Consider the following 14,904-nt stretch of genomic DNA (forward strand, 5'->3'; position numbering starts at 1 on the left):
TTGGTATTTTTTCTCTTTTAACCTGATGAATGCTACAATGTTTTTTATGTGTTCTGTAGGTACTTTTTAATGGGGTGTTTAGTTGCTTTTCATTATAAGTCTCATGGATTTTTTTGATACAGAAAAAAGACTCTATAATCTCGCAGTGGATTTGTCCACTATAGAAATTATAGAGCCTTTTTATTGTTGTAAAGAAGTCAGAAAACTCATCACAGCTATCTTTTTAGGCTCTTTGTCAACTGTAGTGGGTGACTTATAGCTAAACACGAGAGAAGAAACTGTACTGCCCCCAAAAAGTTGGACAAGAAATATTATTGAAAGGATTTAGTTCTGTATTGCACAGGACTAAGTCCTTTTCTACCATTTGTCAAGGATATCAAGGTTTTAAACAAAAAAACAAGTTAAGATAGTAACTTTTGTAAGGTTGCTATCTTATTTTTGTCAGTTATTCAGCTAAAAAAGTGTACAGTGAAAAGGCAACCCTTTTCTGTACAATTTTTATAAAGTGTTTTTTGTTAAGCGGTAACTCGCTTAGCCATGGGTGTTTGGTACTCAAGACTACCGTGGATGCGATGATGATTCCACCAGTGGACATAGTCCTTGGTTTTAAGGGTTAGTTCTTCAAGTGAATCAAAGATTTCTTGATAAATAAACTCCAGTTTGAAGGAACGATAGGTGCTCTCAGCTACCGCATTGTCATAAGGACAGCCTGCTTGACTTAGCGAGCGGGTAATGCCAAACGCTTTTAACATCTCGTCAATCAGCCGATTGTCAAACTCCTTGCCACGATCAGAATGGAAAAGATTGACCTTGGTTAAAGCATAAGGAATGCTTTGAAAGGCTTGTTTGACGAGTTCTGCGTTCTTATGCCATCCAACTGATAGACCAAATAATTTCACGATTAAAGAGGTCAATGATAAAGCAAACATAAGCCCAGCGCTTACCCGCACGGACATAGGTCAAATCTGTCACAATCGCTTCCAGTGGTTTTTCTTGGTTGAATTGTCTCGCTAAGAGATTTGGAATGGGGGCTTCGTTTTTCCCTTTAGAATATAGCTTGAAGCTAGTCTGCTGGTAAACAGATACGAGATTCAAACGCTTCATTATCCGATGAATGCGACGACGAGATAGAATAATCCCGTCTGAGGCCAGACATTGTTTGATCTTTCGAGCACCGTGTCTTGATTGGCTTTCAAGGAAAATTTGTTTCACCTTTTCTTCAAGGTCAGCTTCGGATACTGGTTCGGAGGCTTTGTAGTAGTAGCTGGAACGAGGGAGATTCAACCAACGACACATGGCTGAAATGCTGTATTTATCCTTGTTAGCAGTGACTATTTCTCTTTTTGTGCCATAATCACTGCCGCTTGCTTTAGGATGTCTAGCTGCATTTCAAGTTCTTTGTTTCGCTTTCTAAGCCCGTTGTTCATCGGTAAGATTATCAACCGATTTGAACGATCCCGTTGTTTTAGCTTGTCTCACCCACTTATCAAAGGTAGGGGGGTTAAGTCATATTCTTTAATCAGCGCACTTCGTTTCATACCTGCAGTGTGAAGGTCAACGATTTGTTGTTTAAAGTCATCTGTAAAATGACGGCGTATTTTTCTAGACATAAAATTCTCCTGTTTTCTTTAGTGTAAAACACTTTATAAACTCTGTCTAGTTTAGTGTAACCGATTCAATAGTTCACTATATGCGAAGTGAGTATGTTTTATCATGTTCTAAACAAAGGAGAAACTTATTTTGAATATCCATAAAATGGTTTTGAGTGGGAATAGATGGAGATATAATTTGGTTAAGTATATAAGTTGAGCTGGAGTAAAAAAGGGAGTGAGGAACGTTTACTTACGGGTGAGTTTCACGACAGCCTCGGTCCTGGCTGTGTGAGGAAACATGTCAACAGATTGGATGTAGTCAACAGTGTAGACTTTGCTTAGTTCTACCAGATCACGAGCGAGGGTTGAGACGTTACAAGAGACATAGACCATTTTTGCTGGTTTGTATTTGAGAATGGTTTGCAGCAGTTTGGGGTCTAAGCCTGTCCGAGGCGGATCAACAACGAGCGCATCTGCACGATAGCCTTGGGCATACCACTTTGGGATAATATCTTCGGCTTTGCCGGTTTCGTAGTGAGTGTTGGTCAGTCCTAGTTTTTGAGCATTTTTCCTTGCATCTTCGATGGCTTCAGGAATAATATCCATCCCGCGGATAGATTTTACTTTTTTTGCGAAAGCAAAGCCGATGGTTCCGACACCGCAGTAAGCATCAATCAAATGTTCATTGCCCTCAATGTTGAGTGCCTTTACAGCTTCGCTATAGAGAACCTGGGTTTGCTGGGGATTTAACTGATAGAATGCTCGTGGAGATAGTGAAAATTCATAGTCTAAAACAGCTTCTTCAATAGTTTGGTTTCCCCAGAGAATCTCAGTTTTTTCGCCATAAATGTCGCTGGTCTTTTGCTTGTTCCAGTTGAGTGCGACTGTCACAATAATTGGAAATCGCTTGATTAGTTCTGTAATTAGATGTGTGAGATTGACCTGACAAGATGTAACAAAAATAATCTGGGTCTGTCCTGTTTGGCGCGCTTTTCGGACCATAACAGTTCGGATACCCTGCTCTTTGCGCTCATTATAGATAGGAATCCGGTGTTTGGTTAATAAGTCGGCTACGCAGTTAATAATTTTTTGTGTTTCTTGATCTTGTACGAGACATTCTGTAATTTCAACCAGGTGGTGAGAATTTTCAGCGTAAAGTCCTGCTCTGACTCGTCCTTTAAAGGATCGGGTTTGGAATTGTAACTTAGCTCGGTAGTGGCTAGGCTTCGTCATACCAATTGTTGGATGGATGGTATAGTTTTCGTATCCTGTAGGTTTAAATTTTTTCAGTGCTTGAAGCAGTAAATCTTGCTTGAAGTCCAACTGTTTATCATAGCGAAGGTGCATAATTTGGCAACCGCCACATGTTTCGTACAGACCACAGGCGGGAGTGACTCGAAATTTAGAATGTTTACTGATGTTAAGTAACTTTGCTTGGACAAAATTTTGTTTGACGGAGGTGATTTGGCAGTATACTTCTTCGCCTTTTAGAGCTCCAGGGACAAAGACAAGTGTCTTTTGGTAGAAGCCAATGCCTTCTCCATTGATTCCCATTCGCTTTATTTTTAAAGGAATTCGTTGATTGACTTGTAGATTCATATTTCTATTTTACCGAAAAATCCTGTATAATGAAAGAATGAGAATTACAAAAATTGAAAAGAAGAAGCGGTTTTATTTACTAGAATTAGATAGTCAAGAAAATCTGTACATTACAGAAGATACCATTGTCCGTTTTATGCTTAGTAGAGGAAAGGAAATTTCTGAGAAAGAATTGGTAGCTATTCGTGATTTTGCTCAGTTTTCCTATGGTAAAAACTTAGCTCTTTATTTTTTATCCTTCAAACAGAGGACCAAAAAAGAGGTGACCGATTACCTGAGAAAGTATGAGGTTGATGAGGTGAAGTCGGCTAGGATTTTACAGGTTTTAGAGGAAGAAAAATGGATTGATGATCGGCAATATGTTGAGTCTTATCTGAGACAAAATGTTTTGTCTGGCGATAAGGGACCGGCTCTTATCCATCAGAAATTGGTAGCTAAGGGAATTTCAAAAAATATGATTGAGACTGAATTAGCTGGTTTTGATTTTTCAGACCTGGCTAAAAGAGTTGCTGAAAAGTTGGTTCGCAGGTATCAGGATCGGCTTCCTTTTCGTGCTTTACAGGATAAGCTTATTCAAGGATTGATGAATAAGGGATTTTCTTATGAACTTGCTAAGTCAACAGTGGGAATGTTAGCTATTTCATCGGATGAGGAAATGGAAGATGAACTGATTGCCAAGGAATTGGATAAGCAGTATCGAAAGTACAGTCGAAAATATGATGGTTATGAACTGGAACAGCGTCTCATACAAGTTTTAGCTAGAAAAGGATATGATTTTGATCGCATTCGGACAGTACTTCGCGATTATCTGTGAAAAAAAAGTCGCTTAGGTTAGAAAAATATGGTATAATAATCAGGATAAATTGTAATTGTAGAAAGTTGGTAACAAAGTGAAATTACCAAAAGAAGGCGACTTTATTACAATTCAAAGTTATAAACATGACGGTGGAATTCATCGCACTTGGCGTGACACCATGGTATTAAAGACAACGGAGAATGCAATCATTGGGGTGAATAACCATACTTTGGTGACTGAAAATGATGGTAGACGTTGGGTAACGAGAGAGCCAGCAATCGTTTATTTTCATAAAAAATACTGGTTCAATATCATAGCAATGATTCGTGAAAATGGGGTTTCCTATTATTGCAATCTTGCTAGTCCTTATACTTTAGATAATGAAGCACTCAAGTATATTGACTATGATCTTGATGTTAAGGTCTTTGCCGATGGTGAAAAAAAATTGCTTGATGTCGATGAGTATGAGCGTCATCGCAAGGCTATGAACTATTCGGACGATATTGATTTTATTTTGAAGGAAAGTGTAAAGATACTGGTTGATTGGATCAATCATCAGCGTGGTCCTTTCTCTCCTGCCTATGTCAATATCTGGTATAAGCGCTATTTAGAACTGAGAAGTAGATAAAGTTAGAGAAGAAAATCCTGTTTTACAGGCTTTTTTCTTACTGTGAAAAGGAGGGGCTTATGGCCTTTGAGCAAACAAATGGACGCTATGCAAGTTTTGGTGTGGTTACATCGCTTCCAGGAGAAGTGATTGATAGTTTTTGGTACATCATTGATCACTATTTAAAAGGAGTTATTCCTTTAAAAAATGTTATCCGGTTCACCATTAAAAATCGTCAGGGAAAGATTACCTTGGTTTTCTCTCAAGAGGGGTATAAAAATGCGATTGCTGTTGACTTGAGTAGTCGATTTGATCCCTTCTATCCATCAACGATTTTGGTGATGGACAAGCAGGGAAAAGAGACAATTACTTTACCTGATGAGGTCACTTTGCTATAAAAATAGAGTTAAGAAGTAGTGTTAATTTCGAGACATTGTTAATATGTAAAATGTGGTGTAAAATAAACCTATAAGTTTATATAGGCTAGAAGGGAGGACTTATGGTGCGTCAAGTTGTTGAAAAACCTCTTTATTTACAGTTAGTAGATGAATTAGAAGTGGCTATTCGTGACAGAATGGCTCCGAATGATAAGTTATTTTCAGAGCGTGAGCTGACGCAGGTTTATGGTGTTAGTCGAATTACGGTCCGTTTGGCTTTGCAGGAACTAGAAAAACGTGGACTAGTCTATAAGAAACATGGTAAGGGAACTTATGTGTCTGAAATTTCAAAAGCCGCGGTTGATCTATCTCAGGCTTATAGTTTTACTGAGCAGATGAAAGAGATTGGTAAGGTGCCGCGGACATCGATTTTATCTTTTGAATTGGTCAAGGCTACGGACTATATTGCACAACATCTACAGGTCAGTTTTGGGGAAGAGGTTCTTGAAATTGAAAGATTAAGACTTGCGGATGAGGTTCCAATGATGCTGGAACGAACCTATGTGCCGGTGTCACTATTTTCTGGATTAACAGCTCAACGAATGAAGGAAAAGCCTTTGTATGAGATTTTTTCGGAGGATTATGGACAGACCATTCGCCTGGCGGAGGAGGAGTTTTATGCTAGTATTGCGCTAGATAATGAAGCTAAAATATTAGGAATTCCTAGTAACGCTCCTGTACTTCATTTGGTTCGGAAAACCTACAATGATAAGAATAGGATGATAGAATTTACATTTAGTATAGCTAGAGCTGATCAGTTTCGTTATAAAATTATCCATCAAAGAGGCTATTAGACAATAAAAAAACGCAGATGGGTCTGCGTTTTTTGTTTAGCGGCGATTAGCTATAATCTCAAATTTATAGTATTTCCAATGCTTATAGGTCTCAGTATATTCCATCACTTCGCCACTGGCATTGTTTGTCGTTGTCTTGTTTTGGAGGACAACAGGTTCTGTCGATTTCAAGTTTAAGTATTGAGCAACTTCTTTCGGACAGGGATTGATAATTTCATTTGTTTCTATAAATGGTTCTTCGGACATATGAATATTATAGTCTAGCTTAAAGCGTTGGTAGATGGATTGGTAGTGTTCAAGTGGGGCATCTGGATTTTGGATATATCGTTGTGGGATATATGAGTTATGGAGGATATAGGGAGTGTTTTCTGTCGAGCGGATACGAATAATTTTGTAGTAAAAATCATTTTTGTCCAGATTGAGTTTTTCGAGAATATCAGATTTATTGCCTTTTTCGCATGAAAGGACAAGGACGGTATCTTTGTCCATTGAGAAGATTTCAATGTCAGAAAATTCCACAAGACGTCCTTTGCGTGAGCGTGATACAAAGGTTCCTTTACCTTGTTGGCGAACGAGGTAGCCGTCTTTAACCAACTCATTTACCGCACGGATAACAGTGATGGAGCTAACGTTAAATAATCTGGTTAACTCAGCTTCTGTATAAAATTTGTCACCATTTTCAAATTTACCAGAGATAATCTGTTGTCGTAAGTCATTTTGTACAAGTTGATACTTAGGTACTTTCATTATTTATTCCTTCCTTCCCAGGAATTATTATACTAAATTTGCTAGTGAAAATCAAAAAATATAGTAAAAAATAAATAAGAAAGCGACTATAAGTCCTTTGTATATAAGAGTGGAAGATAAAATAGTAAAAAAATAAAAAATTTTAAAGAAACAACTGGACATAACCACAAAATAATGTTAATATATTAACAGAAAGTAAGCGGTTGCACAGGAGGGGGAATGAAAGAATTCTGTATTAAAGAACAATTCTATTTAAATGGTGAAGCCTTTAAGATTTTATCTGGAGCAATTCATTATTTTCGAGTTCATCCTGATGATTGGTACCATTCTTTGTATAATTTAAAAGCCTTGGGGTTTAACACAGTTGAAACCTATATTCCTTGGAACATGCACGAACCACGGAAAGGAGAATTTCATTATGAAGGGATACTGGATGTTGAGCGATTTTTAAAATTAGCTCAAGAACTGGGACTTTATGCAATTGTACGTCCTTCTCCTTATATCTGTGCAGAATGGGAATGGGGAGGTCTTCCTGCTTGGTTGATGAAGGAAGAAGTAAGAGTACGTTCGAGTGACTCTGCGTACTTACAGCACGTGGATGAATATTACGCTTCTCTACTTCCTAAGTTAGCTAAACTTCAGCTTGCACAGGGTGGAAATATTCTCATGTTTCAAGTGGAAAATGAATATGGTTCTTACGGTGAGGAGAAGGAGTATCTGCGAGCCGTTAACAACTTGATGAGAAAATATGGCTTGACAGCTCCCTTTTTTACCTCAGATGGTTCTTGGCATGCCACACTTCGAGCTGGGACCTTGATAGAGGACGATGTCTTTGTCTCTGGAAACTTTGGTTCTAAGGCTAAGGAAAATTTTGCTGTCTTGCAAGCATTTTTTGCTGAACACGGAAAAAGGTGGCCGCTCATGTGTATGGAATTTTGGGATGGGTGGTTCAATCGTTGGGGTGAGGAGATTATTCGGCGAGATCCTGATGAGATGGTTGATTCGGTTATGGAATGCCTTGAATTGGGTTCATTGAATCTTTATATGTTCCACGGTGGAACAAATTTCGGCTTTATGAATGGTTGTTCAGCTCGTGGTCAAATTGATTTGCCGCAAGTGACTTCTTATGATTATGATGCTATTCTGGATGAAGCTGGAAATCCGACTAAGAAATTCTTTGTCTTACAGTCTCGTTTGAAGACAGTCTTTCCGGAGTTAGAATATGCCGAACCACTTGTTAAAGAAATGACAGCTTTTCCGAAGGTAACTCTTAAAGATAAAGTAAGTTTGTTTGCTGCGCTAGATTATGTAAGCGATTGCAAAATGAGTTTTTACCCTCAAAACATGGAGAAACTTGGTCAATCAACAGGTTATATTCTGTATAGGACAAAATTAGAACGGGATAAAGTTGGAACAGAAATTCTCCGCGTGATAGATGCGCGTGATCGTATTCAAGTTTATGCAGATGGTCGATGGATTGCGACTCAGTGTCAGTCCGAAATTGGCGAAAATATTGAGTTGGAATTTGAGAAAGATCAACTAGAATTGGCCATTTTGGTGGAAAATATGGGACGTGTCAACTATGGTCATAAGCTGACAGCTCCAACACAATCGAAAGGATTAGGTCGAGGAGCCATGGTGGACTTGCATTTCATTGGTCACTGGGAGACCTACTTATTGCCATTTGATTCCATCGAAAATCTTGATTTCAGTCGGGGATGGGAGAAAGGTCAACCTGCTTTTTATCTATATGAGTTTGAGTTGGATGATTTGACTGATACTTACCTAGACATGACAGGTTTTGGTAAGGGAGCTGTATTTGTTAATAATATAAATATTGGACGTTTTTGGGAAAAAGGACCGATCCTCTATCTCTATATTCCAAAAGGATATCTAAAGAAAGGAGTGAATGAGATAATCGTCTTCGAGACGGAGGGAAGATATAGAGAGAGTATTACTTTTTCGCAGAAACCTGTTTATAAAGATGTAGAGACACTTTAAAAGTGGATATCTAGTACAAAATTTATAAAGATTTATGAAGAAAAGGAGAACATTGTATGGCAATTATTGCTACACGTATTGATGGTCGTTTAATTCATGGTCAGGTTGCTAACTTGTGGACAACGAAATTAAATATTAGTCGTATCATGGTTATTGACGATGCGGTTGCTCAAAATGATATTGAAAAGCAAGGTTTGAAATTAGCTTGCCCACCGGGAGTAAAATTATCTGTTTTACCTATCGAAAAAGCAGCTAATAATATTAGGGAAGGCAAGTATGATAGTCAACGTCTCTTGATTGTTGCTCGTCGTCCAGAAAATTTTCTCCGCTTGATAGAGTACGGAGTGGCTCTTCCAGAATTGAATGTAGGAAATATGTCTCAATCTCCAGAGACTCGTTCAGTCACTCGTTCCATCAATGTCGTGGATAAAGATATTGCAGATTTTGATGCCTTGGCTGCTAGGGGTGTAAAATTATTTGCACAAATGGTACCAGGTGACTCACCCAGAGACTTTATGCCACTTTTGGATAAGGTTAGATAACATTTGGATATTTTTGAAAAATTTTAAAGGAGGATCACTATTATGCAATGGTGGCAAATATTACTTCTAACGCTCTACTCTGCTTACCAGATTTGTGATGAGTTGACAATTGTATCGTCAGCAGGTTCACCGATTTTTGCGGGTTTTATCACCGGTTTGGTTATGGGAGACATGGCAACAGGGTTGGCGATTGGTGCTTCTCTCCAGTTACTGGTATTGGGAGTTGGGACTTTCGGAGGAGCTTCTCGCATAGATGCGACTTCTGGTGCGGTATTGGCAACAGCATTTTCGGTATCACAAGGAATTAACCCTGAACTTGCGATTGCAACAATTGGCGTACCGGTGGCGGGACTATTGGTTTATACAGATATTCTTGGTCGTTTTACAACCACATTCTTTGCACATCGTGTAGACGCGGCTATTGAACGTTTTGACTATGCTAGTATTGAACGTAACTACCTTCTTGGTGCGATTCCTTGGGCTCTGTCTCGTGCCCTTCCAGTCTTTCTAGCTCTCCAATTTGGTGGTGGGCTTGTTGAAACCCTTGTTGCTACAATTGAGCAACCGGATTATAAATGGATTGCGGCAGGCTTAACTCTTGCATCTCGTATGCTTCCAGGTCTTGGTTTTGCAATCTTGTTGCACTACCTTCCTCTTAAACGTAATCTTCATTACTTGGCTGTTGGTTTTGCCCTCACGGCTATGTTGACGGTGCTTTATGGTAATGTTTCAGCCTTGGGAGGTGCAGTTACTGGTATTATTGGTGCTCTCCCTAAGGATGCAGGTGTCGCGTTTGTGAACAACTTCAAAGGTCTATCAATGATTGGTATTGCCATTGTTGGAGCCTTTCTTTCAGTACTTCATTTTAAAAATAGTCAAAAAGTAACTATGGTAGCTCCATCAAATGCAGAAAGTGGGGAAATTGAAGATGACGAACTCTAATTATAAACTGACAAAAGAAGATTTTAATCAAATTAACAAACGTAGCTTATTTACTTTCCAACTTGGTTGGAACTATGAGCGTATGCAGGCTTCAGGCTACCTTTATATGATTTTGCCACAATTGCGTAAAATGTATGGAGATGGTACACCGGAGTTGAAAGAGATGATGAAACTTCATACGCAGTTCTTTAATACCTCCAATTTTTTCCATACGATTATCACAGGTATTGATCTTGCTTTGGAAGAAAGCGACGGTGTAGCTTCTAAGGATGCGGTTAACGGTATTAAGACTGGTTTGATGGGACCGTTTGCGCCTATTGGGGATTCCATCTTCGGTTCATTGGTGCCAGCTATCATGGGAACGATTGCAGCTACTATGGGTAAAGAAGGCTCTCCGATAGGGATTTTCCTTTGGGTGGCAGTGGCCATTGGTTATGATATTTTCCGTTGGAAACAACTAGAGATTGCCTATAAAGAAGGTACCAAGCTTATTACTACCATGCGTGATCGTTTGACAGCTCTTGTTGATGCAGCATCTGTAATGGGAGTCTTTATGATGGGAGCTTTGATTGCAACAATGATTAACTTTGAAGTGACCTGGGCTCCGGCCATTGGTGAAAAAACGATTGACATTCAAGACTTGCTCAATCAGATTTTTCCACGTCTGGTTCCAGCGCTCTTCACAGGTTTTGTCTTCTGGTTGCTCGGTCGTCGTGGGATGACCTCAACTAAAGCAATCTTGCTTATCATTGTTCTTGCGCTTGCGTTTTCAGCAATTGGACATTTTGGATTTGGTATGGCATAATGACTAAAAGTTTAGTATTAGTAAGCCACGGTCTCTTCTGTGAAGAGCTAAAAAAATCTACTGAGATGATAATGGGACCTCAAGAGGATATCTATACAGTAGCTCTTTTACCCGAAGAGGGTCCAGAGGACTTCCAGAGAAAATTTGAAGAGACCATTGCAAGACTAGAAGAATTTGTTGTATTCGCAGATTTGTTAGGGGGTACTCCTGCAAATGTTGTATCTCGTAAGTTGCTGGAAGGTGAGCAGTTCGATCTCTATGCCGGAATGAATATGCCGATGGTTATCGGTTTCTTGAATGGCGTTCTTCTCGGTGAGTCTGTAGACTATGTGGACTTTGGTACAAGTAACCTTATCCATGTCAATAGCCTCTTGATGACTAGCGATGAAGAGGAGTAAAAAGCTCCTGTGGAGCTTTTTAGCCCGAGCCTAGAAACAAGAGAGCGAGGTAGCTCCTGTGGAGCTTTTTAGCCCGAGCCTAGAAACAAGAGAGCGAGGTAGCTCCTGTGGAGCGACTCTCTAAATTTATAGAATAGCTGCTGTGGGGCAGACTTTAAGTATCCTGAGGGAGTTACAATAGTGGCTCCCTCATTTGGTCTATGGAGGAGGACATATGATTGAAGTAAAAGAATTTGGCGAGAAAGCTAGGCTCTATTGCTTGAAAAATAAGAATGGTATGTATGTTACACTGACGGATTTTGGTGCTAGGGTGGTAGAGGTGCTTCTGCCGGTTGAGGACAATGGAGGTTTGCGCAATGTTAGTCTAGCTGCTAGCTCAGCTAGGCATTATCGTGAGACAGACTTGTATCCCGGATCGACCATTGTTCCGGTAGCGGGACGAATTTCAGGTGCACGAGCTGATATAAATGGAACAATCTACCACTTTACAGAAAATGAACCGGGTCGCACCCTGCATGGTGGGATTGACACAGCTAATCAACAATACTGGGATGTTGAACTAGATCATGACAAAAATCAAGTAACCTTTGGGATTGTCCTGAAAGATGGTTTTAATGGCTTTCCAGGTGATGTGAGAGTGAAAGCGATCTATACTTTAACAAATCAGAATGAAGTGAAAATTGATTATAAAGCAGCGGCAGACAAGGATACAATTTTTAATCCGACCAATCATATCTATTTTAATCTGACGGGAGATTTTCAGCAGTCTGTAGCCGAACACCGTATTAAAATTGCTGCGAATCATTATGCTCCACTTGGGGAGGATAACCTACCAATGGGTGTCTTAGAAGGTGTGACGGGAACTCCGTTTGACTTTAGAGATTTTGCGCCTTTTGCTCAGGGATTTGATAGCCAATATCCCCAAAATGAGTTGGTAAAAGGTTATGACCACCCATGGTTATTGGAAGAGGTGGATATTCCGGTAGAAGTTTTGAGTCCAGATGGGAAAATTGGGCTTAGCGTTAGAACCAATCAATCATCGGTTGTTATCTATACCTACAATTTTCCTGTTACGGCTTTGGCGGCTTATCACGGTGCCTTTAGTCTAGAATGTCAAGCTTTGCCAAATGCTTGTAATCAGGAAGGATTTGGTTCTATTTTGCTGAAAAAGGATGAGCCTTTTTTATCTCAGACTGTTTATCGCTTTATTTGGTAATTTTGGAAACTCTAACTGCATGGTGGTTAGGGTTTTCTTTCTATTTTCTTCGGAGAAGTCTTTTATTTTTTAGAATTTATGGTATAATGTACCGGTGCGCTTCTATATGAAGCAGAGATAGTCATTCGGTTTATATGTTATTCCTTTGGTGAACGGGGAAGCTTTGTTTTTTAGATTAACTTCGAGTCATTTGATATGATTTGAAATCGTCTTGCTTGACTGAAACAGTTCGTTCAGTCGATTGTTTTGGGTCAATACTTGGGAATGCGATGAGATACCAAGTTAGGTCTATTTTTAATGCGAATGTTTCCCTCTATCTCTAACTTCCAAAAGCAAATTATGAAGACTACAAAAGAGGATGAAAATGACAAAAGAACACGAATTTTTAAAAGAATTTGAAGCTTGGGTCAACACTCAGGTCATGGTTAATGAGATGGCGGTGGAAGAAAGTCGGCGTGTGTTGGAAGAAGATGGAGATGAGCGAGCTGCGGATGCTTATATCCGTTACGAGAGCAAACTGGATGCCTATCGTTTCATTCAAGGGAAGTTTGCCAATTACCATGCAGGTAAAGGATTTCATGATCTACCAGATGGGTTATTTGGTCAGAAACATTATTAAGGAGCGAGGATAGAAAATTTGGCAAAGAAAAAAGTAAATCGTAAGAAGCGATTGAAAAAGCAGTTGGCAGATCTGAAGCGTGTAGGTCGTACAGGTCTGGAAGCTGCGCGTGGAGTTGTAGAAACTGTGGCTCACAAGGCTGAAGCTGTTGTGGAACAAGCTGTTGAACAAGTGAAAGAAGTGATAGCAGAGGTAAGCTCCTCTCCTCATTCTTTGGGGGAATTCTTGGCTCTTCCTGAGTTAGAAGGGGTAGCAGCTACACGTTTGGAGACTTTCTATGAAGCTGGTATCCAATCAGTGGCAGATTTTTCTGACCATACAGAGAAAGAATTGCTAGCTCTTAAAGGGATTGGTCCTGCAACGATTAAGCAACTAAAAGAATTAGGAATTAAGTTGAAAAAATAATCTCAATCTGTTTGCTTTGCACGAAGAAATCTGCTAAAATAAATACATTCAGAGGTGTTTTGGGCTTCATTTGTCACAGAAAGCGGTGTTGCTGAGAAATCCGCACGAATGTCAAAACTAGTTGCTGAAGTGTGAAATTAAATAGTATGAGTAGCGGAGCAGAATTGTTCCGAATGTGGGTGGTACCGCGGAAATCGAAAGAAATTCGTCCCTGTCTAGCAAGTCTAGGCAGGGATTTTCATTTGGAAAGGAGAAGATATGTTACATCATGTTGAAATATATGTTTCAGACTTGGAAACCTCACGTGCATTTTACGATTTTCTCCTGACCAAGCTAGGCTACTCGCTCTATCAGGAGTGGGATAAAGGGCTGTCTTATAAAAAAGCAGAGCAATACCTGGTCTTTGTCCAAACACCAGAGGACTTCCTAGAGGCAGGTTATCACCGGTGCCGTACAGGTCTCAATCATCTAGCTTTTCATGCGGGAACACCGGATGAGATTGACCAATGGCGGAAGGAATTTTTGAGCAGACGAGTCAAACTGCTCTACGATGACCGCTATCCACATGCAGGAGGACCAGACCACTATGCCCTCTATCTGGAAGATCCTGATGGGATTAAGATTGAGTTGGTGGGGGAGGGAGTATGAATCTAATTATTATTGGAGCACAAGCTTCTGGCAAGATGACCGTTGGGCAGGAAGTTGCGAAATTGACAGGGATGACCCTCTTTCATAATCACGATTCGATTGATTTTAGCCTACGTTTTATTCCTGAATTTTCTGAGGATATGTTTGACCTCAATACACGTATTACATTTGCTGTTTATGATGTGTTTGCTAGGTCAGGTCGCCCACTAATTGGAACTGCCTTGATTAATTTTAAAAATCTCATAGATGTTCAATTCCTTACAACTGTTCAGACGATTTTTCATCATCATGGTCAGGAAATTTTATTTGTTGAGTTGGAAACTGCTTTGGAAGAACGTCTGCGGCGTAATCGGACAGAAAATCGACTTACCCATAAACCTTTGAAACGACACATTGAAGTTTCAGAGGCTGAGATTCTCTCTACAGCTGATACATGTCGATATATCTCATTAGGCATTCCAGAGGGGATTCAGCATTATCTCAAAATTAATAATACTCATCTTTCTGCCAATGACGTAGCTCAACTGATTATCCAAAAAATGGAGGAGCTTGAGCAAGAACAAACGAAATAGCCAGCCCAAAGGACTGACTATCTCATGGAGATTATATGAAAAAGAATTGCTAGCTCTTAAAGGGATTGGTCCTGCAACGATTAAGCAACTAAAAGAATTAGGAATTAAGTTGAAAAAATAATCTCAATCTGTTTGCTTTGCACGAAGAAATCTGCTAAAATAAATACATTCAGAGGTGTTTTGA

At 39.6% G+C, this 14,904-nt stretch carries 16 protein-coding genes and 2 pseudogenes; 15 read left to right on the top strand and 3 right to left on the bottom strand.

Annotation, left to right across the window (positions count from 1 at the left end):
• Nucleotides 1–515 precede the first annotated feature (515 nt).
• Nucleotides 516–1,610 (bottom strand): annotated as a pseudogene (locus SR187_RS02115) (IS3 family transposase).
• A gap of 228 nt (nt 1,611–1,838) precedes the next feature.
• The gene (gene rlmD, locus SR187_RS02120) at nt 1,839–3,191 is read right to left on the bottom strand and encodes a 23S rRNA (uracil(1939)-C(5))-methyltransferase RlmD (RefSeq protein WP_120171357.1); all 1,353 of its coding nucleotides are present in this window, start codon (nt 3,189–3,191) and stop codon (nt 1,839–1,841) included.
• Nucleotides 3,192–3,228: 37 nt separating this feature from the next.
• Between rlmD and recX the strand changes: the two genes are divergently transcribed.
• The 4 genes from recX (at nt 3,229) to SR187_RS02140 (ending at nt 5,825) form a co-directional block, all read left to right on the top strand.
• Nucleotides 3,229–4,005 (top strand): recombination regulator RecX, encoded by a 777-nt coding sequence (gene recX, locus SR187_RS02125; protein WP_024532095.1) that lies wholly within the window; start codon nt 3,229–3,231, stop codon nt 4,003–4,005.
• Between the two features lie 76 nt (nt 4,006–4,081).
• Nucleotides 4,082–4,615 (top strand): nucleoside tri-diphosphate phosphatase, encoded by a 534-nt coding sequence (gene ntdP / locus SR187_RS02130; protein WP_024532096.1) that lies wholly within the window; start codon nt 4,082–4,084, stop codon nt 4,613–4,615.
• 59 nt (nt 4,616–4,674) lie between these two features.
• Nucleotides 4,675–4,992: a DUF960 domain-containing protein gene (locus SR187_RS02135; protein ID WP_024532097.1), complete on the top strand. Its 318-nt coding sequence runs from the start codon at nt 4,675–4,677 to the stop codon at nt 4,990–4,992.
• A 101-nt stretch (nt 4,993–5,093) separates the two neighbouring features.
• Nucleotides 5,094–5,825, top strand: coding sequence for a GntR family transcriptional regulator (locus SR187_RS02140; protein WP_024532098.1), 732 nt, complete (start codon nt 5,094–5,096; stop codon nt 5,823–5,825).
• 36 nt (nt 5,826–5,861) lie between these two features.
• On the opposite strand, the gene SR187_RS02145 is transcribed toward SR187_RS02140, so the two are convergent.
• Nucleotides 5,862–6,572, bottom strand: a complete 711-nt coding sequence (locus SR187_RS02145) for a GntR family transcriptional regulator (protein WP_120171358.1) — start codon at nt 6,570–6,572, stop codon at nt 5,862–5,864.
• A gap of 219 nt (nt 6,573–6,791) precedes the next feature.
• Here SR187_RS02145 and SR187_RS02150 point away from each other — a divergent pair, with 219 nt between their 5' ends.
• The 11 genes and pseudogenes from SR187_RS02150 to SR187_RS02200 all read left to right on the top strand — a co-directional run.
• Complete coding sequence (locus SR187_RS02150) at nt 6,792–8,573, top strand: glycoside hydrolase family 35 protein (RefSeq protein WP_120171359.1); 1,782 nt, start codon at nt 6,792–6,794, stop codon at nt 8,571–8,573.
• Between the two features lie 56 nt (nt 8,574–8,629).
• Nucleotides 8,630–9,115, top strand: a complete 486-nt coding sequence (locus tag SR187_RS02155) for a PTS system mannose/fructose/N-acetylgalactosamine-transporter subunit IIB (protein WP_024532101.1) — start codon at nt 8,630–8,632, stop codon at nt 9,113–9,115.
• Nucleotides 9,116–9,154: 39 nt separating this feature from the next.
• Nucleotides 9,155–10,057, top strand: a complete 903-nt coding sequence (locus tag SR187_RS02160; protein WP_162497000.1) for a PTS mannose/fructose/sorbose/N-acetylgalactosamine transporter subunit IIC — start codon at nt 9,155–9,157, stop codon at nt 10,055–10,057.
• Nucleotides 10,044–10,862 carry a PTS system mannose/fructose/sorbose family transporter subunit IID gene (locus SR187_RS02165; protein ID WP_024532103.1) on the top strand — a complete coding sequence of 273 codons (819 nt, stop codon included), beginning with the start codon at nt 10,044–10,046 and terminating at the stop codon, nt 10,860–10,862. Before SR187_RS02160 ends, SR187_RS02165 begins: the two co-directional genes overlap by 14 nt.
• The gene (locus tag SR187_RS02170) at nt 10,862–11,260 is read left to right on the top strand and encodes a PTS sugar transporter subunit IIA (RefSeq protein WP_024532104.1); all 399 of its coding nucleotides are present in this window, start codon (nt 10,862–10,864) and stop codon (nt 11,258–11,260) included. Before SR187_RS02165 ends, SR187_RS02170 begins: the two co-directional genes overlap by 1 nt.
• A 214-nt stretch (nt 11,261–11,474) precedes the next feature.
• Entirely contained in the window at nt 11,475–12,476 is a 1,002-nt protein-coding gene (locus tag SR187_RS02175; RefSeq protein WP_120171361.1) for an aldose epimerase family protein, read from the top strand.
• A gap of 364 nt (nt 12,477–12,840) precedes the next feature.
• On the top strand, nt 12,841–13,095 hold the full coding sequence (locus tag SR187_RS02180; RefSeq protein ID WP_024532106.1) for a DUF1912 family protein: 255 nt from the start codon (nt 12,841–12,843) through the stop codon (nt 13,093–13,095).
• Between the two features lie 18 nt (nt 13,096–13,113).
• Complete coding sequence (locus SR187_RS02185) at nt 13,114–13,500, top strand: helix-hairpin-helix domain-containing protein (RefSeq protein ID WP_120171362.1); 387 nt, start codon at nt 13,114–13,116, stop codon at nt 13,498–13,500.
• A 258-nt stretch (nt 13,501–13,758) separates the two neighbouring features.
• On the top strand, nt 13,759–14,148 hold the full coding sequence (locus SR187_RS02190; RefSeq protein ID WP_120171363.1) for a VOC family protein: 390 nt from the start codon (nt 13,759–13,761) through the stop codon (nt 14,146–14,148).
• A complete protein-coding gene (locus tag SR187_RS02195; RefSeq protein ID WP_120171364.1) occupies nt 14,145–14,720 on the top strand; it encodes a DEAD/DEAH box helicase family protein in 576 nt (191 codons plus the stop codon). The genes SR187_RS02190 and SR187_RS02195 overlap by 4 nt, the downstream gene beginning before the upstream one ends.
• A 37-nt stretch (nt 14,721–14,757) precedes the next feature.
• Nucleotides 14,758–14,841 (top strand): annotated as a pseudogene (locus SR187_RS02200) (helicase); the annotation flags it as partial.
• Nucleotides 14,842–14,904: the final 63 nt, after the last annotated feature.

Origin of the sequence: Streptococcus ruminantium (assembly GCF_003609975.1) — a bacterium.
Classification (GTDB): Bacteria; Bacillota; Bacilli; order Lactobacillales; family Streptococcaceae; genus Streptococcus; species Streptococcus ruminantium.